We start from the raw sequence: 19166 nt of genomic DNA, 5'->3' as shown, positions 1-19166 counted from the left end.
ATTATTACACTGAAAAATAAAGGGAAATATATAGCTCTCCACGGCAACGCAGGATAAATACGACATCCCCATAATTAACAATTAATACACAAGTACCAGACTTACATTATCCTGATAGTCGCCTGGAGTTCGTTGGTTCTGACTGGCGTTAATAGCGGCGTGATAAGGAACAAGTTGAGCGGCACCCGTTCCTGAGCCAGGTTGCATTGAGGTTGAATCCCATAATGTGGTGCCAGAAGCGCCTTGATACAACTGATATTGCAAATAGTCAGTGACGGTCGTGGAGTTCAGTTTCATTTGCCGCCAATTGGTTACGGGATTATCCCCAGCAGTGACATAAGTATTAAAGGTCGAGCCTTTAGTGCAGGTGAGAGTGATATTTTGGCTGACGGGGTTGAATTGGCCTACTAACGCAAAACCACCGAAATTGACGTCTGGGGATTTATTAATAGCGCAATCTTTACTGACGACCAGAGTGACCGTCACTGACGAAATATCGGTGCCGATACCGCTGCCACTCCAATATCCACCTACGCATGCGCCCAGTGCGGCGACTTTGCAAATACTGTAAGTCCAGGCCAGATTAATGACATCCGTATAAGTCCCTGCACTGATATTGACGTTAATTGCGCCATTAATCCCGGTTCGGATATAGATAGGGAGATTTGCGGTGATCCCCGTTAAACCGACTACCAGTAGATTAGCGCTGCTGTAATCCAGTACACCATTGAGACCCAGCGCTGGGCTAAAAGATCCATTGCGATAAATCGAGTAAGGAATTAGGTCTCCGGCCGAATTTTTAAGGTTAAGATTATTCGTAGTGCTGGTTATTTTGGCTGACAATGAATAGGACGATAATAAACTGACCCCCAGACCGGAACAAGACATCGCAGTGTTGCCCTGAGCATTGACTGCGGTGGTATTGGCCGCGACTGATGAGCTTGGTGGTAAGGTCACAGCGCCGGGTGAAAATGTGCAGGAGTCAGCGTGGGCTGAGGGAACCATAAATCCTATCAGTAATATCAGCAGCGCGATAATACCGAAGAGATTGCTAGCATCGTCTGCTCTGATGTTCTTCTGGGTCATATGTTCTCCGTTATTTCCGCTATTTTTGTTTATTGGCAGATAGCTTTCGCTTATTGGCATATCAGGGTGCCGATATTCTGTATTCCTACACTGTTTTTCAGTGCGAATTGCACAGTGCAATGGGCACCATTATCCGCTCGGATTATTTTCAGTTTGTTATTGGGTTTAGTTTGTTCAATATAAGCAATGCCATCCCAGCCGACATAGCTGACAGGTTGAGTATCGAGGGTAAATATCGGGCTGCCTTTGGGTAAATCTTTGCCAGATTCATCAGTAATATGCAGCGTCGCGGCGGTAATTTGTTGCAATGGAAAATCGACTAAATAACCGCTACGTTCGCTAATAGCCAGGCGGCGTTCAACTTCCGGCATGGAAACATCCGCCGGTAGGCTCATTGGGTCTATCTGGAATTTTGCCTGATAATAAGAGGTGACATTCGGAATTAATAAATAACCGTCGTCGTTGGTAATGCCTATTAATTGATTTTCATAACTCACCGGAATTTTGCCAAAACCGTGGGTTGATACCAGCGCAAAAGCATCATTAATAGTATTACTGGCATAGACCCCATGGTTCATCATGACCAGTGATCCGCTGACTTCTCCCCAGCGACGATAATCGCTGGTATTGCCATACACACCAACCCGGCTCTCCATCACGCGGGTTCGCCAGATGAGGTCGGCTTGCTGATAACTGCTGTTTTCACCGGTGCCATTGGCATAAGCCAAATTCCAGCCAAACCCGCCATTGGTCGGGGTTGCACGGCTATAGTTGACACGTTGGCTCCAAGCGTTATTCGTGTCGCGCACACTGCTGATACTGCCCGCCCCCCAGTCCCCCAGCGGGATGCTGAAGACCATTTGTGCGTTGTAGCCTTTGCTGCCCAGCTCTCGGTTGACCGAGAAATAAAAACTAGTATTACCCACGACAGTGGTGCTGTAGCTGAGGTTGACCAGGCGGGTTCGCTCTCCTAATGCATCTCGGACATCAAAGTAACCGGAGCCGATAGAGCCATAGGCACCCAGCCCGAGGCTGCCGGTGATTTGGTCTGTACGGCGACTGGGCCGATATTCACTTTTATAATTTGCCAGGTCACCGTAGTTTTCACTGCGAGTAATACGCTGTGCATTTAAACTGAAAAATGCATTGCTATAGCTGTAACCGAGTGCGTATTGGTCACCGCGCCCGCCATAGCGCAGAGGCGAGTAGGAGGCCGGTAAATCGGCATTTGTTTCTGTGGGGGCGATGCCACTGCCTAGCACTTCATCACCGGCTTGACTGATACTGTAGGAACCATTTAAAACACCATAATTACCGACACGTAAGCTGGCACCACTTCCCATGACATTCAGTTGTTTGGCAATATCTGCCCGGCCCTCAAGTGTCAGCCAAGGGGTAGTGCCATAACGAAGCACTCCGCTGGCAACCGGGGAACCATAATCAGCAGAATGAATACCATAGTTTTGGCGTAGCATGCCGCTGGAAATACTGAAGTCCCATAAACCGGGCTTGAGCAGATTACTGGCGACATAGAAAGGGATTGAGGTGCTGACCTGGCGGCCTAATGCATCCGTGGTGACCACGGTTGCTTGCCCGGCACCATTGATTCTTGGCCCATTATCAATGACAAAAGGGCCGGGGTTAACCATTGCCGATTGGGTTCTAAAGTTATCAATATAGAGGTCAACGGTACTGGGGATTGCTGCCTGACCTGCAAACTGGGGCAGCGGGTAAGTGACTAAGTCCGGGCGGATGGCAAAGTTGCGTGATACTTGAAATCCACCCAAGCGGACTGAACTGCTCCAGGTGAGTGAGTTGGTTATCAGATCGCCCGCCGTGTAGCTGAGCATATGATTTTCATCATTTAATCGCCACTGAGTATCGTATCGGACATACCCTTTTTCGACGGTGATGTTATCGGTATCCGTCAAACTAGTGCGATAAACTCCGGTGTTACTGAACAAACCGAAGTGGTCGAATAGGCGCTGTTCTGTCCAGGCCGAGACATTACTGGGGGGGCCGCTATTATCTCCCTGACTGGCATAGACATCATAGTTAAAGAGCAGCCCAAGGCTACTTTGAGCTAGATTATAGTCCTCGGTGGTGGTGGTATTAACCCGCTGTCGCGGTAACCATTCACTAGGAATATCAATGAGTAACCGTTGGTTATCACCTTGATAGGTGACATGCACTTTATCCATAGCATCAATGGCAACTTCGGGCGTACTCGCTATGGATGAGGGGAAACCGACGGCTTTTAGCTGCTCGGACGTCAGATAATAATGCCCGCCACGGTATATCACCGGCACAGCTTCACCGAAGTTGCGGCCATTAACCACCAGTTCAAGATATAAGGTCGTGTCAGGCATCACCGCAGCAGATGGCGGGGGAGGCAAATCATCCCCCAATACCGTTAGTGGTATAAATACAGGAGATATCATTGAGGCATACATCAATGTCAAAAATGGCGACAGCCTGAATTTGATAATCATGCCAAACCCTAACGTGTTTACATTTATTCCTGTTTATCAACGCATTAACCCTGCATTAATCAATAAAGACTCTTCATCTGGATAGTCTATTGATGGGGAATAACAATAGGTTTTGGGTGACTATTCACCAAGGCTGTTAATTGACCGCCACTTGCTGAAGCCGGAACTTGAAAACGCATTTCATTACCTGGCAGCACGTAGCCCATCAGCCCGCTATTAATATTTTTATTTTGTAAACTGACGTGAGAAATTCGGGCATGAGTCTGTCCTTGATTACGGATCGCCAACCACGTTTTACCGTTATCCTGAATGAACTTATAGCCAAGATTCAGCGGAAAGAAGGTTGCGGGGTTATTTGCATCTTCAGATTTCAGACCCTCACCATAGATAAATAACGGAATGGAGTAGCGCATCTGAAATATCAGCCCCATATTCAAAGAGGGCATAGGCGCGTCTTCGTTGGGATCTTTGCGGGGGATTTCATCAATCAACACTCGGAATGCTTGTTCCTGGCCTGCGGGCACCGGAGTGTTTTTAATCAGGCGGATCAGTTGGCGTTTACCCGGCAAAATAGTCGCTACGGGTGGGCTGGCAATAATAGCCGACTGATTGCTGTAATCTTCCTGCCCCGCTTTTTGCTGCCAGCCTAATACGCGGATTTGCATATAAATCGGCTGGCTGTCTTTATTTTCTAGCCACAGCGCCGTCGCTTTCTCATGACTGTTTATCACAGGATCAATAGGCCAAATCAGTACTGAGGAAGCGGCATGGAGTGGGCTGCTGGTAAGGGCCATGGCGAATGAAACTGTCAATGGGAGCAAGGTCATTGATGCGAGCGATGTTAATTTAAGCATGGTGAACTCCTTGTCGGTAAAATACCCACATTAAATAAATAGCCATTTAATAAGTGACGGTCACTAATAGCGTATCGGTGTAGTTCCCCGCGGTGGGGAGTGTGTTGGTGGCAAATAATTGCGCATATAAAATAATTTGTTGCAGCGTACTGTTTGCGCTAATAACTTGCGCTGTTCCGCCGTTACTGCCATTGCCCCAAATAACACTGCGGGCGCTGTTCTGAAATATTTGATAAAACAGATATTCACCGGTGGCACTGTTGAGTAACTGCCTGCCAGCGGAAATATTGCCGGTGGTATTTGCCCCGCTATTGAGTGCCAGAGTCATGCTGGGTGTACCACTGCATTGAATCATGATTGAACCGGCGTTTTGGCTGGAGACGATATTAATTACTGTTGATAATGAAGATATATTGCCAAAATTTAGTGTGCCAAAACTGCTGCTATCAGTTGTTCCACTGCCTAAAATACAGCCGGGTAATATGGTTGCTTTGACTGCAAAGGGGCTATTTAAAGTCTCCCCATAACTGCCGGTCACGGGTAAGCCGAATAAGCTAAGAACCAGTAATTGAATTAAGGTGGGATAGAAACTGTTATGTGCCATATTATTCTCTCCCTACCAATTGACAGTAACTTGAATGGTGTCGGTATAAATGCCGGCAGCCGGAGTGCTCTGTATCGGGATCAGCCCATAAACGGGGAGGGTAACGGGTTGCCCGGTGGCAACTTGTGAAACCCCCACGGTGTTGTCCCAAATTTGGCTATGCGCTAAGTCGGTATACAGGTTGTAATTCACATGCTGACTGGTCGGCCCGCCAGCCAAATAACGGTTATTGACACTGCCGCTTTGGCCGGGGCTGAGTAATACGCTAAAGCTGGTGCTTTTGCTGCACTGGACGGAAATCGCTCCGCTGTTGGCCTGACCGGTAACCGCTATCGGGGTGTTCAGCACGGTGGCTGAGCCAAAATTTAAGGTGCCAAAGCTGGTGGTACCCCCCACTGTGGTGCCCGCGATGCAGGTGGGCAATAACGTCGCATTGACTGTGATATTGGCAGTTTTAGTCACGGCATCAGCCGGATAGGTTCGCAGTAAGAACAGAAAAAAAATAAACCACAAGAGCGCCGTTTTATCTCGAGTTATCCGTGAGTTATCCGGGGCAATATCCCATGTCATGCTGGCTACCAACTGACAGTCACGTTGACGGTGTCGGTATAGGTGCTGACACTCGGCGTCGCCTGCACCGGAACTTGCGCGTAGACAGTGAGCGGGATAGGGGTAGCAATAGAGGTTGCGGTCCCGCTGAGAAGACCTGCGCCAGTGGTTGTCCATGGGACGGAATAGGCGTCGTCGTTATATAAATTGTAATTCACAAACTCTGAACTCCCACCGGCCAACCGGCGCTGGGTACCGGTGACATGGGCTCCGTTATCTATCCCGATACTGTAGGCGGTTCCGGCGCTACAGTATAAATTTAGCGTGCCATTGGCCGTGCTGCTATATGGCTGTTTAATCTGGACATTTAAGTCTGGCACCGAGCCGAAGCTGATTGTGCCTAAGTTGGTCAGGCCACCAGGGGCAGAACTGTCATTGAGATAACATCCTTTAATAATCGTTAATGTCGCACCTAGCGTCCCGCTTATGGTACCGGCACTTTCCGCTGACGGAGCGGATTGCAGTAAAACCATCGCACCTAGAATAAGTAAGGGTTTCTTCATTATTGCTTCCTTAATCATATAATTTGTAGCCAGGCAATCTAGAGTTGAGTTAGGCCAATGACGTAGCGCAACTGATGTTTACGACACAAATGATTAAAAAATCTAGATGATTAATTAATAGCAGTAAGATTCGAAAAGTGTCCAATTTTGATCAGAAAATCACGCATCCATCTCATATCTATCATTTATTGTGTTTTTTACTGGAAAAACAATGACGGTCATCTAACCGCCATGTTTAAGGTAAATTGATATTTTAGAGTTTTAATTTTTAATGTGAATCCTTTCAGCAGCGTGATAAACAGGCAGTATCTGTGGGGTGAGAGATGCCTATTGATTAGATTTGTTTCTCAATTGGTTCGCGGAAATTCCTAATGCTATTGTTGCTAATAGTGCGGTGACGCCGTAAGTCAATCGCATTCCTCGAATAATATCCGTCGCTGCTGCCAATTGAATATCATGAGAGGCTGACGCGAAAGCAAAAATCGCTCCCATGACCGATGCGCCAGTGATCAGCCCAAGATTGCGTGAAAGGTTAAGCATGCCGGAAACAACACCCCGCTGACCCGCGCTAACAGATTGAATCACTAGGGTATTGTTAGCGGTCTGGAAAATGGCATAGCCTGCCGTAATCAGGCAAATGGGGACGACATAGCCGAGCACACCTAAGTCTGTGGGAATTATCGCCAATATCATGGACCCGAAAACGACAGCAACTAATCCACTGGAGACCATTATTCGAGCACCTAATTTATCCACTCCATAGCCCGCCGGAATACCGCTCAGTGCCGCGACTATCGGGCCAGCAGACATTGCTAACCCAACCCATTGCATTGGCAAGCCCAGCGCGCGGGAAAGATAAAATGGCCCGACAATTAATGTGGACATCATGATGGTAGCAACCAATGTGCTCATGATTAAACTTCCGCGCAACACTGAATGGTGCAATATAGCGGTTTGAATTAAGGGGAATTTCGCCCTTTTTTCTGCCCAAACAAATAGTCCGACACCGATGGCTGCCGCGGCTAATAACGCTAAATTACGTGCATCAAATGTGCCATGTCCCCATGTCATCGACAGCGCATACAGCGCGAGAGTCAGACTTAACAGCAACATGCCGAGGGGATCAAAACCTGAGCGAGGCCGAGGTATTTGAGTCTGGCTGGTTGGCAAGTAACGTGATGCCAGGAACAGGGCCAACAGTCCAAAAGGGATATTGATTAAGAACATAGCAGGCCAACCCGCCCCGGCAATGAGCATGCCGCCGAGAGCGGGGCCAAGGGCGGTTCCGATGGCGGATACTGTGCCGAGTATCCCCATAGCGCGCCCGGTTTTTTCTTGGCTAACGGCTTCACCGACCAATGCCAATGTCAGTGTCATCATGGCGGCAGCCCCTAATCCTTGTAAGACTCGGGCGGCAATCAACATCCCCATGGTCGGAGCCAAAGCACAGCCCACCGATGCCGCAGTGAATAATCCAATGCCGGTTTTTAGCAACAGCCGCTTGTTAATGATATCGCCCATGCGCCCAATACTGATGGCCGATGTGGTTATCGCCAGCAAGTAGGCTAAAACCACCCATTGCGCATCCTGAAATGAGGCATTTAAAGCCTGCGTTAATGTAGGTAATCCGACATTGGCAATGCTGGTGGCTAAGGAAGAAAGTAGCATTGGCAGAGCGAGACTGAGCATGGTTTTTCGCAGATGGGCATTTTCAACTATCGGGTCAGCAGATATTGGGCCAGCAGATATTGGGCCAGCAGATATCGGGTCAGCAGATTTGAGTGAGTTTGTGTTGTGAGTATTCGCTTTCATGTAGGGAGGCTCCAAATAAGACTTATTCAGGAGACTATTTCATTACCTGATGGGGCGGAAGACGCATGTAATGCAGTTTATTAATGCATCTAACGCCATGTCATGACGGATTATGCTAGAGTCACTGGATGACAAAACCTGACCTCAATTTATTAATTACACTCAATGTCCTGCTTGCGGAAGGTAGCGTGGTGCGAGCTGCTCAGCGATTAGGGCTTAGCCCATCGGCGATGAGCCGGTCACTGGCCAGATTGCGCCAAACCACCGGCGACCCATTATTGGTTAGGGCGGGGCGGGCGTTGGTTCCGACGCCAAGAGCGCTGGAGCTACGTGAACAAGTGAGCCAATTGGTACAAGACGCGACTTCGGTTCTGCGCCCGGCAGAGACACTCAATCTTGCGCAATTGACGCGTGTTTTCACATTGCGTAGCAGCGACGGTTTTTTCGAAAATTTTGGTGCGGCGCTGTTGGCTCGGGTTAACCAAGATGCTGCGGGGGTGCGGTTGCGCTTTATGCAAAAAATGAACAAAGACAGTGCGTTACTTCGCGATGGCATTGTCGATCTGGAAACCGGTGTGGTGGGGGCTGCGGCCAGCCCTGAACTGCGCACGCGGGCATTATTTGGTGACCGTTTTATCGGTGTGGCCAGAACTGGGCATTTATTAAATGAGGGGGAGATAACCGCTGAGCGCTACGCGGCCCAAGGCCACATTATGATTTCACGGCGTCAAGGTCATAAAGGGCCAGTTGATGAGGCGTTGCAATTATTGGGTCTTGAAAGAAACGCCGTCACTTATGTTGATGGCATCTCGACCGCACTGGCCTTAGTGAAAGGTTCTGATTTAGTGGCCACGGTTCCGGAACGTCACACACTGAATTTGCGCGGTGGTATGTTCAGCTTCCCGCTGCCAATAAACTTACCGACTATCAGGGTTTCTATGCTCTGGCACCCACGAATGGATGCTGACCCAGCGCATCGCTGGTTGCGAAAATGTGTGTTGGATGTCTGTGGTGATAGCGATTAGGGCAGCACATTCGCTGCCCTGTTAGCCAGTTGAATTAGAAGCGCGGGATTGCCGTCCCCCAATTGCGCCAGTCTTTAGGTTCTTGTGGGTTCAGCAAAAAGTGTTGATTAACTTCGGCTTTCGGGGCCAGCGGTGTGGTGGGGGGCGTGGCGAAAGCAATGCCACCGCGAATAAACTGCTGGAAAGTGCCACTTTTCACTACTCCGCCAGTCAATCCGAACTCAAGGTTATAGCCCGATGCTAGCCAGAAGACGGTATTTTGCCGCACTAATTGCTGGAATTTCTGACTGATGCGCAGAGAAACTTGCACCCGATCAGACATTGCCCCCAGATTAAACCCAGTGACAGTGCCCACTTCCAACCCACGGAACAGCACTGGCGTGCCAATTTGCAGCGAACCTGCTTCTGCGGTATCGAGAATAATGCTCAGGCCATCAAGATAGCGCGAGTCTGTGATGGTGGCGGTTTGCAGCTCAAAAGTGCGCAATGTGCCACCTTTACCCGGCTCGACATTAATGTAGGGCTGGAACAGGGTATCCAGATTATTGACCCCCGCGGCTGAGATCTCCGGCGAAACAATGGAGAAGCGGGTACCGGCGCGGGTAAAGCTCTGCACATATTCTGGGTAGAGCACCGCCTTGGCTAAAACTTCATTGCGCTCAGGGGCCAGTTTGAGTGATTCAACTTGACCAATATTGATGCCGAGATAGCGAATTGGCATACCCGCCGCCAGTTTACTGGCATCAAAAGTGCGTAAGATAATCTGGCTGCCGACCGCGCGGGCGGCGGTTTCATTGGCATAAAGTGTGCGTTTTGCCCCTTTATCCAGTGTGACGCCCTCCAGATTATCGAAACTGATGGCGCCTTTTAATGCCCGATTCAGCGGGGAGGCCTGCACGGTGAGGCCGCTACCATTAAATTGGACTTTCGCGCCGCCCTCGGCCCAGAAAATACTCTTATCTGTGAGTAGCTTGCGATATTCTGGCTGAATGTAAACATCCACCTCGAACTCATTGGCTTTCGGCCTGATTTGGGTAATTTCACCCACCTGGAACTTGCGATACAGCACCACGGATCCGGTTTGCACATCGGGCAAGCTGGTGGCGGTCAAGGTGAGGGTGGCGGCCGGGCCGCTGCCTAAAATCCCATCAAGGGCTTTATTCACACTGCGGTACAGCGGGTATTTATTGAGCGGCTCGCCTTTACTGCCCGGCAGAATCAAGATGCCGCCATCAATCCACTCCTGTGCACTGGCGCCTTGTATGTCAATGCCGTCGATGCCGAATTTCACATCCAGCCGGCTGTTCACCACAAACTTGCTGTCTTTATGCACTAAGTTCCGGTATTTCGCTTCAATTGCCACGGTAAAGCTGACGCCATTGGCAGACAGCTCGCGTGTCAAAACCTGACCAATTTTAATGCCATGCAGTGAGATTGGCTGACCCACATCAATGCCATAGCTTTCTGGTGCGGTGAGTTGCAATTCAAGCACATTAGGTTGCTGTAACAGGCTTTTACTGCTGGGCAGCACGGTAAAGCGCTGTTGCGGCTCACCCTCGCCGGGGATAAGTTCCAGGGTATTGCCGGTTAAAAGTTCACTCAGTTTGGCGTCATTAAGACTGATTCGCGGGCTGTTCATCTCAATACGCGTGCCGGTGCGCATTAAATCCACCACTGACGGATCAATGGTCAATTCGCCGGTCACTTTGCTGTCTGGCTGAAGAGTCATTTTTGTCAGAGTTCCGACTTGTAAACCCTGATAAATCAGTGGGGTGCGCCCCTCACTCAAGCTGCTGCCGCTGGGCAAATCCAGTGTGATAGCCACACCGCGTTGGCTGTGCGCTAAATCTGGATAGAGCTGGAAGGGCTGATCTGGCTTCGCATTCTGGCTGTTTGGTGGGGAATCAAAGGCAATCGCGCCATTCACCAAAGCGGCCAAGCTTTCCATTTGCACAGAAGCGCCACTTAGGCTGAAATCACCTTTAAAACCAGATACATTCCAGAAACGGGTGTCATTCTTGACCAGTTTGGCAAAACGCCGGTCAATCAGCACGTCAATGACAACGCCGCTATTATCAGGCGCGATGTTGTAATCATAGACTTTGCCCACCGGAATTTTACGGTAATACACCAGCGAGCCGCTATTGAGCGAACCTAAATCAGGCGCATGAAGATGCACCATTAACTCGCCGGTATTTAGACGGAATTTGGGCTGAGTATCTAACGCGGTAAAGTGGCTCTGAGGTTTACCCTCTCCCGGCATCATGCCGATATAGTTGCCGCCCACTAAAGCATCCAGCCCGGAAACCCCAGCTAATGAGGCTTTTGGGGTGACCAACCAGAATTGAGTCCCTTCGCGCAGTGAATCTTCCATATCATTTTTGATACTGGCGGTGACTTTAATATTCCGCAGATCATCATCCAGACTGATGGACTGCACTATGCCAACTTCTACACCTTGATAGCGAATCGGGGTGCGCCCCGCGACAATCCCTGCCGCAGACTGGAAATCAATGGTGACTTCGGTGCCGCGTTCCTGCCAGTTGTTATAAACCAGCCAGCCAGCAATCAGCAGGGCAATAAAAGGCAGCAGCCAAAAAGGCGATATCCGGCGTTTATGTTTAACCTGTGCCTCAGTCGGTGTACTCGGCGTTTCCTGTTGCATGTGCATCCCAAATCAACCGGCTATCCAGCCACTCAACAGCAAGGATAGTCAAAATGACCGCAGACCCAAAATAGAAAGCTGCTGGCCCCATAGTGAAAGAAAGGAGCTGATCGCGATTAATCAGCGACATCATTAGTGCAATAACAAAGAGATCCAGCATTGACCAGCGGCCAATCCAGGTTATCAAACGCAGCAACCGCATGCGGGTTTTCAGACTGTGCTGTGTCTTGAGATGAATACTCAGCAACAATGTTATTAAGACAATGACTTTAGTAAAGGGCACCAACACACTGGCGATAAATACCACGGCGGCTATGGGCATATTACCCGATGAAGCCAGAGAAACCACGCCCGAGAAAATAGTATCCTCCATACGCACGCCGTTGGCATAAACAATTGATATCGGCAATAGATTGGCGGGCAGTAACAATACAATAGAGGCAATTAAGGTTGCCCAGGTTTTTTGGATGCTATGACGGCGGCGATGGCGCAAAGGTGTATGGCAACGCGGGCAGCGCCCCAGTGCATCAGGATGCCCGGTGTAATGGCAGGAGAGACAAACGCGCAGTGTTTCTCTGGGGCCAGGCGGCTGTTCTTGCGGATAAAACCGCTCCCACAATTGCTCCAAATTCAAATGCACCAGCGCCAGAATACTCAGCAATGTTAAAGTCAGGTAGGCTATTAATCCGCTACCGGCCATCACGTCGGCGTATTCTTTGACTTTAATACAGGCCACCGCCATGCCGATAAGATAGATATCCAGCATTACCCACTCTTTTAAGCGCTCCAACATCAGCAAAATAGGGCGCAGGTTCATGCCAATCCGGCTACCAATTCGCAGATACAGTATTGAGACGGTCAATGTAATTGGCGCACCCATAATACAAAACGCCACCATACTGGCGGTGATGGGGTGACCCTGACGGCTCATTTGCCAAATGCCCTCCAGCAAACTGGCATCAATCCGCGTGCCGAGCAGGCGGATAGTGATGAGCGGCTCGGTAAAGGCAAACGGCATCAATAACAGCATGGCGACAGCAATGGCCGTCAGCCGGGTTAATGACCAATCGCGCCCATTGGCTATTTTCGCACTGCAACGCGGGCAATAGGCAGTCTGCTTGCCATTGAGAGGGGGCAAGGTAAATAGCGCATCGCACTGACAGCACCGCTGAACTCTGGCGGTGGACAAGGGGCGTTGAATGGCATGTATCTTCATCAGATAAGAACCCTGACCCCAATATATAAATAATAAAGCGGATGGTAGCAGAGCAATGAGTCAAAACAAGGGGCAAAAAGGGGCAAACCCCACGGTGGGCAAATCTTTTCCATGGTAAGCGCCGAATAACCTTGTAGCAACGCGCATTTAATGATTATTTTATATAAGCTAGGCAGATCAATTGTCTCTGGCTATTTTTAGGTTTCTAACGGTTATTACATGAAAAAAGCAGAATTCTACGCGGAATTAAAACGTGATTTGAGTGCCCTGATTGCAGGTGAAACCAACTTCATTGCCACATTGGCTAATGCCAGCGCGTTAATTTATGAACGCCTTGAGGGTTTGAATTGGGCCGGTTTTTATTTGCTCGATGGCAATCAATTGGTATTAGGCCCTTTCCAGGGGAAAATCGCCTGTGTACGAATTCCTGTCGGGAAAGGGGTATGTGGAACAGCTGTAGCAGAAAATCGCGTTCAGCGGGTCGGTGATGTGCATGCATTCCCCGGTCATATTGCATGTGATGCCGCCAGTAATGCTGAAATTGTGCTGCCAATCACAGTTAAAGGAAATGTTATCGGCGTTTTGGATATCGACAGCATTGTTTATGATCGCTTTGATAAAGACGACGAATTAGGCTTAATCTCAGTCGTGGCGGGGCTTTGCGAGCATCTTGAGCTTTGTGACAGTGCAAAATATGTTACAAAGAGTGCAAGTTGATAGACGGATAACGTGGCAATTGCTGATGGCGTCATTATAATGACGCCTGTTCATGCCTGCGCTGGTTGGCAAACCCGTTGTAATCAGGAAATTTCATGGAAAATCAACCTAAGTTGAACAGTAGTAAAGAAGTCATAGCCTTTTTGGCTGAGCGGTTCCCGCTTTGTTTCACCGCCGAAGGCGAAGCACGTCCACTGAAGATCGGTATTTTTCAAGATCTGGTCGAACGTGTTCAGGGGGAACAGAATTTAAGCAAAACGCAATTGCGTTCTGCGCTGCGTCTCTATACATCTAGCTGGCGTTATCTTTATGGGGTCAAAGTCGGTGCTGAACGTGTTGATTTAGACGGCAACCCTTGTGGTGTGCTGGAAGAACAACATGTCGAACATGCCCGCAAACAGCTGGAAGAGGCGAAAGCCCGTGTTCAGGCACAACGTGCTGAACAACAAGCTAAAAAGCGCGAAGCTGCCATTGCTGCGGGTGAAACTCCAGAGCCACGTCGCCCACGTCCGGCAGGTAAAAAACCTGCACCGCGTCGTGAAGCGGGTGCTCCGGTGGAAAACCGCAAGCCTCGTCAGTCACCTCGCCCACAGCAGGCTAATCAAAAACAGGCTCGGCCACCTCGTCCACAGGCCGAGGAAAACCAGCCACGCCCTGTGCCGGTCACAGATATCTCTAAACTGCAAATTGGTCAAGAAATCAAAGTCAGAGCAGGCAAGAGCGCGATGGACGCAACCGTATTAGAAATCGCTAAAGATGGCGTACGGGTGCAGCTGTCTTCAGGTCTGGCGATGATTGTGCGCGCAGAACACTTGCAGTTCTGATACGGAGGCCAACCTAGGCATGAACAAATTTGTCAGACTAACAGCAATCGCAGGCTTGTTACTGGCGGGGGCAAGTTACGCGGCTGATACAACGTATCGCGTCGATCAACTTCCTCAATTGCACCAGGAACCAGAGCATGCAACCGTGAGTGAGCGCGTAACATCGCGCTTCACTCGCTCTCACTATCGTCAGTTTGCATTGGACGATCAGTTTTCTGCCAAAATATTTGATCGCTTTCTCAACATGCTGGATTACAGCCATAACCTGTTGTTGGCATCAGATGTGGCACAGTTCGCGGATAAAAAACATTCGCTGGACGATGAGTTAAAATCCGGCCAGCTAGATACGCCGTATGCATTATTCAATCTGGCGCAAAAGCGCCGTTTTGAACGCTATCAATATGCGCTGTCAGTTTTAGACCGGCCAATGAATTTCGCCGGTAATGACACCATTGATATTGATCGCAGCAAAGCGCCTTGGCCGACCAGCGAAGCTGAGCTGAATAAGCTTTGGGACGCAAAAGTTAAGTATGACCAGCTCAATTTGAAATTAACCGGTAAAACGGATAAAGAAATAAAAGAGACGCTGACCAAGCGCTATCAGGCAGCCATTAAGCGCTTGACGCAAAGTAATAGCGAAGACGTCTTCCAGCTGATCATGAATGCTTTCGCTCACGAAATTGACCCGCATACCAATTACTTATCCCCACGAAATACCGAACAGTTCAATACTGAAATGAGCTTGTCTCTGGAAGGTATTGGTGCAGTCCTGCAAATGGATGATGATTACACATTAATCAATTCCATGGTTCCAGGTGGCCCGGCAGCGAAAAGTAAAACTATCGCGGTGGGTGATCGGGTAATCGGCGTAGGGCAAACCGGTAAACCGATGGTGGATGTCATCGGCTGGCGTTTGGATGATGTGGTCGCGCTGATTAAAGGGCCGAAAGGCAGTAAAGTCCGGTTAGAAGTTTTACCTGCCGGTAAAGGGACTAAACCGCGCACTGTGACGTTGACGCGTGAGCGTATTCGCCTGGAAGACCGCGCGGTGAAAATGTCGGTGAAAACCATCGGCAAAGAACGCGTCGGCGTACTGGATATTCCGGGCTTCTATGTTGGCTTGACCGAAGACGTCAAGGTGCAATTGCAGAAGCTGGAGAAAGAAAATGTCAGTAGTATTATCATTGACTTACGCAGCAATGGTGGGGGTGCTCTGACCGAGGCTGTTTCTCTGTCTGGTTTGTTTATTCCGAGTGGTCCTGTGGTTCAAGTTCGGGATAACAATGGCAAAGTACGTGAAGACAGTGATACTGACGGCGTGGTGTATTACAAAGGCCCGCTGGTGGTCTTGGTTGACCGCTACAGTGCCTCTGCCTCTGAGATTTTTGCTGCTGCAATGCAAGACTATGGCCGTGCATTAATTGTCGGTGAGCCGACCTTCGGTAAAGGTACGGTTCAGCAGTATCGTTCGCTGAATCGTATTTACGATCAAATGCTGCGCCCTGAATGGCCAGCCTTGGGCTCACTGCAATACACTATCCAGAAATTCTATCGGGTAGATGGCGGCAGTACTCAGCGCAAAGGGGTTGTCCCAGATATCGTGATGCCAACGGGTGTTGATCCGGCAGAAACCGGTGAAAGCTTCGAAGATAATGCTTTGCCTTGGGACAGCATCAATGCTGCCAGTTATACCAAGACGGGCGATTTGAAACCGCTGGAGCCGGAATTGCTTAAAACGCATGCCGCGCGTATCGCTGCTGATCCTGAATTCCAACATATTCAGCAAGATATTGAACGTTATAAGGCGCTGAAAGATAAGAAGAACATTGTCTCTCTCAATTACGCTCAACGCGAAAAAGAGAATCATGATGATGATGCCACGCGCCTGAACCGCTTAAATGAGCGCTTCAAACGTGAGGGTAAAAAGCCGCTGAAGTCATTGGAAGATTTGCCAAAAGACTATCAGGAACCGGACCCTTATCTGGACGAAACGGTTCATATCGCATTGGATTTGGCCCATAAAGAAAAAGCGCAGCCGCAGGTTGAATCTCAACCCGCAGCACCTGCGCAGGTAGCTACCGCCGCAAAATAGTCTGCGGATGATAGACATAATCCGGGTTCTTGGAGCCCGGATTTTTTTTACTTTTTTTTCATGTCCAACCGTTGGATTGGTGGAAAAACAGCTTAATATGTAATGAAAAGTATCCAAATTTGTAAAGTTATGTTGATTTCCTCTCTTAGGACTTAACAAACCTTGAAAATTTGTCAGATGCCCATACGATCAGCATATCTCAGTAATCATTTAGCTAAGTCATCATGACAAATTTGGCTTAATACGATGTAGATTTAATACGGTCGTCAATTAACAGAATAAGGAAATAACTTTTTATGATGCGTATCGCTCTATTCCTTCTCACCAACTTGGCTGTCATGTTGGTGTTCGGGTTGGTGCTTAGCCTGACAGGTATTCAGTCCAGCAGTGTGCAGGGGCTGATGATCATGGCCGGTCTGTTTGGTTTCGGCGGCGCATTTGTTTCGTTGCTGATGTCAAAATGGATGGCTCTGCGCTCCGTGGGCGGTGAAGTGATTGAACAACCACGTAATGAAACTGAACGCTGGTTGTTGGAGACTGTCCGTCGTCAGTCTCAGCAGGTAGGCATAGCTATGCCACAAGTGGCTATTTACCAGGCCCCGGATATTAACGCCTTTGCGACCGGTGCTCGTCGTGATGCTTCACTGGTCGCCGTCAGCACCGGTTTGTTGCAGAACATGAGCCGCGATGAAGCTGAGGCGGTTATTGCCCATGAAATCAGCCATGTGGCAAATGGTGATATGGTCACCATGACCTTGATTCAAGGCATTGTGAATACCTTTGTTATCTTTATTTCGCGCTTGATTGCACAGGTGGCTGCGGGCTTCTTGTCGGGTGATCGTGATAATGAAGGGAGCAGTTCAGGTAACCCAATGGTTTACTTTGCGGTATCAATGGTATTGGAGCTGGTGTTTGGTATTCTTGCCAGCATTATTACCATGTGGTTCTCACGTCATCGTGAATTCCATGCCGATGCCGGCTCAGCAAGATTGGTCGGGCGGGAGAAGATGATTGCCGCATTGCAGCGGTTAAAAACCAGCTATGAGCCACAGGAAGCAGGAACTCTGATGGCTTTCTGTATTAACGGTAAATCTAAATCATTCAGTGAGCTGTTTATGTCCCATCCGCCGCTGGACAAACGTATTGAAGCTTTGCGTTCTGGTGAATACCTGAAATAAGCGCAACAAAAACCCCGCTTCGGCGGGGTTTTTTATTGTTGAGCACCAAGGTTAACTGCGTTTTTGGTTGACCCGCAGTAGGCTGACTAGTGCCGCGATGCTGGCGAAACAGCCCGCCAGAATCAGTGATGCATGTGTTCCATTGGTTGAGAATAGATTAAACATCAAAGCGACTAATGCTGCCCCTGATGTCTGCCCCAACAGGCGCGCTGTGCCCAACATACCACTGGCCCCGCCACTGCGATGTTGTGGTGCTGCGGAGATAAGAGTGTGGTTATTGGGCGCTTGAAACAGACCAAAACCCGCACCGCACAACACCATACGCCAGATAATATCTACATCAGTGGGGTTGGCTGGCAATATGGCTAACAAGAATAACCCACTGGCAAACACCGCCAGACCAATCCCTCCGAGTAATCCTGCATGGTAGCGTTCAACCAACCGCCCGGCTATTGGGGCAACCACCATGGTGGCGAGTGGCCATGGAGTTAATAGCAGCCCGGTGGCAACTTCATCGCGGCCCAATACAGTTTGTAGGAAGAAAGGCAGTGAAACCATGGCCAGCATTTGTGCGGCAAAGGAGCAAACTGATGTGCCGATCGATAAGGCAAAAATAGGAATACGCAGTAAATCCACGGGCAGCAAGGGGAAGGGCTGATTGAGTTGGCGGCGTACAAAGAAAAAGCCGATGACTAATAAGGCGACCACTTCGGCGGCAATCAGTGTCGGGCTTTGCTCTTGGGCAAAACCACTGATAGCGGTTATCAGTAAACCAAAGGTCAATGCATTCATAATACTGCTGGTGACATCGAAATGGTTGCCGTTGCTTTTCATATTGTTGGCAGGTAAGAACTTCATGCCCAGCCCCCAAGCGACCAGGCCGATCGGCACGTTAATAGCAAATAGCCATTGCCAGGAGGCAACTGACAACACCGCGGCTGCAATGGTTGGCCCCGCCGCCGCCGAAACCGCCACAATCAAGGCATTAATACCGATACCTCGGCCTAACTGAGCTTTGGGATAAATAATTCGGATGAGAGCTGTATTCACACTCATTAATGCGGCGGCCCCAAGCCCTTGCAGTACGCGAGCAAATGTTAGTGTCCACAAAGAGTCGGACAGGGCGCAGAACAGGGATGTCACACTGAATACCAGTAAACCGGCCTGATAAACCCGTCGATAACCAATGATATCGCCCAGTGAGGCCATCGAAAGTAAAGATACGGTAATGGCTAGCTGATAGGCATTCACTACCCAGATAGAAGTGGCCGGGCTGGCATTGAGATCACGAGCAATGGTCGGTAATGCGACATTGGCGATAGTGCCGTCCAGCACCGCGATCATAATACCTAAAGCAATAACAAAGACTGCGGCATAGCGCTGTGGAACCGGCATTCCATCAGTTGCAGATGGGTTCATAGATTTTATCTGTAAAAGTAATGAGGTAGCTGAATCTTTCTATGCTAACGGCTATTGTGCTTGAATGCAT

16 protein-coding genes are annotated in these 19166 nt (G+C 49.3%); 6 read left to right on the top strand and 10 right to left on the bottom strand.

Features of this window, described 5'->3' with window-relative positions; genetic code table 11:
- Positions 1–81: 81 nt before the first annotated feature.
- Positions 82–1086, bottom strand: a complete 1005-nt coding sequence (locus OP863_RS11140; protein WP_038632484.1) for a spore coat U domain-containing protein — start codon at positions 1084–1086, stop codon at positions 82–84.
- A gap of 50 nt (positions 1087–1136) precedes the next feature.
- Positions 1137–3527, bottom strand: coding sequence for a fimbria/pilus outer membrane usher protein (locus OP863_RS11135; protein WP_235895023.1), 2391 nt, complete (start codon positions 3525–3527; stop codon positions 1137–1139).
- Here OP863_RS11135 and OP863_RS11130 point away from each other — a divergent pair.
- Positions 3445–3663 carry a fimbrial protein gene (locus OP863_RS11130; protein ID WP_235202971.1) on the top strand — a complete coding sequence of 73 codons (219 nt, stop codon included), beginning with the start codon at positions 3445–3447 and terminating at the stop codon, positions 3661–3663. The genes OP863_RS11135 and OP863_RS11130 overlap by 83 nt on opposite strands.
- Before the next feature lies 1 nt (position 3664).
- Here OP863_RS11130 and OP863_RS11125 read toward each other — a convergent pair whose 3' ends face one another.
- The 5 genes from OP863_RS11125 to OP863_RS11105 form a co-directional block, all read right to left on the bottom strand.
- Positions 3665–4432, bottom strand: coding sequence for a molecular chaperone (locus OP863_RS11125; protein ID WP_038632489.1), 768 nt, complete (start codon positions 4430–4432; stop codon positions 3665–3667).
- Positions 4433–4478: 46 nt separating this feature from the next.
- Positions 4479–5036 carry a spore coat U domain-containing protein gene (locus tag OP863_RS11120; RefSeq protein ID WP_038632491.1) on the bottom strand — a complete coding sequence of 186 codons (558 nt, stop codon included), beginning with the start codon at positions 5034–5036 and terminating at the stop codon, positions 4479–4481.
- Positions 5037–5048: 12 nt separating this feature from the next.
- A complete protein-coding gene (locus tag OP863_RS11115) occupies positions 5049–5606 on the bottom strand; it encodes a spore coat U domain-containing protein (protein ID WP_038632493.1) in 558 nt (185 codons plus the stop codon).
- Between the two features lie 5 nt (positions 5607–5611).
- Positions 5612–6148 (bottom strand): spore coat U domain-containing protein, encoded by a 537-nt coding sequence (locus tag OP863_RS11110; RefSeq protein ID WP_186368385.1) that lies wholly within the window; start codon positions 6146–6148, stop codon positions 5612–5614.
- A gap of 327 nt (positions 6149–6475) precedes the next feature.
- Positions 6476–7960: an MFS transporter gene (locus tag OP863_RS11105; protein WP_145588191.1), complete on the bottom strand. Its 1485-nt coding sequence runs from the start codon at positions 7958–7960 to the stop codon at positions 6476–6478.
- Between the two features lie 128 nt (positions 7961–8088).
- Here OP863_RS11105 and OP863_RS11100 point away from each other — a divergent pair, with 128 nt between their 5' ends.
- Positions 8089–8985: a LysR family transcriptional regulator gene (locus OP863_RS11100; RefSeq protein WP_145588193.1), complete on the top strand. Its 897-nt coding sequence runs from the start codon at positions 8089–8091 to the stop codon at positions 8983–8985.
- 34 nt (positions 8986–9019) lie between these two features.
- Here the strand turns inward: OP863_RS11100 and OP863_RS11095 are convergent, their stop codons facing one another.
- On the bottom strand, positions 9020–11650 hold the full coding sequence (locus tag OP863_RS11095) for a PqiB family protein (RefSeq protein ID WP_265525258.1): 2631 nt from the start codon (positions 11648–11650) through the stop codon (positions 9020–9022).
- Positions 11619–12866 (bottom strand): membrane integrity lipid transport subunit YebS, encoded by a 1248-nt coding sequence (gene yebS / locus OP863_RS11090; protein ID WP_145588197.1) that lies wholly within the window; start codon positions 12864–12866, stop codon positions 11619–11621. Before yebS ends, OP863_RS11095 begins: the two co-directional genes overlap by 32 nt.
- 219 nt (positions 12867–13085) lie before the next feature.
- Between yebS and OP863_RS11085 the strand changes: the two genes are divergently transcribed.
- From OP863_RS11085 to htpX, 4 genes are all read left to right on the top strand, one after another.
- Complete coding sequence (locus OP863_RS11085; protein WP_050116334.1) at positions 13086–13583, top strand: GAF domain-containing protein; 498 nt, start codon at positions 13086–13088, stop codon at positions 13581–13583.
- 95 nt (positions 13584–13678) lie between these two features.
- A complete protein-coding gene (proQ, locus tag OP863_RS11080; RefSeq protein WP_038632507.1) occupies positions 13679–14407 on the top strand; it encodes an RNA chaperone ProQ in 729 nt (242 codons plus the stop codon).
- A 19-nt stretch (positions 14408–14426) separates the two neighbouring features.
- Positions 14427–16499 (top strand): carboxy terminal-processing peptidase, encoded by a 2073-nt coding sequence (prc, locus tag OP863_RS11075; RefSeq protein ID WP_265525257.1) that lies wholly within the window; start codon positions 14427–14429, stop codon positions 16497–16499.
- 296 nt (positions 16500–16795) lie between these two features.
- Complete coding sequence (htpX, locus tag OP863_RS11070; RefSeq protein WP_050291187.1) at positions 16796–17677, top strand: protease HtpX; 882 nt, start codon at positions 16796–16798, stop codon at positions 17675–17677.
- Between the two features lie 51 nt (positions 17678–17728).
- On the opposite strand, the gene OP863_RS11065 is transcribed toward htpX, so the two are convergent.
- Positions 17729–19096: an MFS transporter gene (locus OP863_RS11065; protein ID WP_265525256.1), complete on the bottom strand. Its 1368-nt coding sequence runs from the start codon at positions 19094–19096 to the stop codon at positions 17729–17731.
- Between the last annotated feature and the right edge of the window lie 70 nt (positions 19097–19166).

Source organism: Yersinia sp. SCPM-O-B-9106 (C-191), from assembly GCF_026183365.1.
GTDB classification, from domain to species: Bacteria; Pseudomonadota; Gammaproteobacteria; order Enterobacterales; family Enterobacteriaceae; genus Yersinia; species Yersinia rochesterensis.
This window is presented reverse-complemented; position numbering and strand designations above follow the sequence as displayed.

Excerpts from the sequence above, each read along its gene's own strand:
- OP863_RS11065 (WP_265525256.1), bottom strand. The coding sequence starts at position 19,096 with ATGAACCCATCTGCAACTGATGGAATGCCGGTTCCACAGCGCTATGCC.
- htpX (WP_050291187.1), top strand. The coding sequence starts at position 16,796 with ATGATGCGTATCGCTCTATTCCTTCTCACCAACTTGGCTGTCATGTTG.
- OP863_RS11095 (WP_265525258.1), bottom strand. The coding sequence starts at position 11,650 with ATGCAACAGGAAACGCCGAGTACACCGACTGAGGCACAGGTTAAACAT.
- proQ (WP_038632507.1), top strand. The coding sequence starts at position 13,679 with ATGGAAAATCAACCTAAGTTGAACAGTAGTAAAGAAGTCATAGCCTTT.
- OP863_RS11085 (WP_050116334.1), top strand. The coding sequence starts at position 13,086 with ATGAAAAAAGCAGAATTCTACGCGGAATTAAAACGTGATTTGAGTGCC.
- OP863_RS11105 (WP_145588191.1), bottom strand. The coding sequence starts at position 7,960 with ATGAAAGCGAATACTCACAACACAAACTCACTCAAATCTGCTGACCCG.
- OP863_RS11125 (WP_038632489.1), bottom strand. The coding sequence starts at position 4,432 with ATGCTTAAATTAACATCGCTCGCATCAATGACCTTGCTCCCATTGACA.
- yebS (WP_145588197.1), bottom strand. The coding sequence starts at position 12,866 with ATGAAGATACATGCCATTCAACGCCCCTTGTCCACCGCCAGAGTTCAG.
- OP863_RS11110 (WP_186368385.1), bottom strand. The coding sequence starts at position 6,148 with ATGAAGAAACCCTTACTTATTCTAGGTGCGATGGTTTTACTGCAATCC.
- OP863_RS11115 (WP_038632493.1), bottom strand. The coding sequence starts at position 5,606 with ATGACATGGGATATTGCCCCGGATAACTCACGGATAACTCGAGATAAA.
- OP863_RS11135 (WP_235895023.1), bottom strand. The coding sequence starts at position 3,527 with ATGATATCTCCTGTATTTATACCACTAACGGTATTGGGGGATGATTTG.
- OP863_RS11140 (WP_038632484.1), bottom strand. The coding sequence starts at position 1,086 with ATGACCCAGAAGAACATCAGAGCAGACGATGCTAGCAATCTCTTCGGT.
- OP863_RS11100 (WP_145588193.1), top strand. The coding sequence starts at position 8,089 with ATGACAAAACCTGACCTCAATTTATTAATTACACTCAATGTCCTGCTT.
- OP863_RS11120 (WP_038632491.1), bottom strand. The coding sequence starts at position 5,036 with ATGGCACATAACAGTTTCTATCCCACCTTAATTCAATTACTGGTTCTT.
- prc (WP_265525257.1), top strand. The coding sequence starts at position 14,427 with ATGAACAAATTTGTCAGACTAACAGCAATCGCAGGCTTGTTACTGGCG.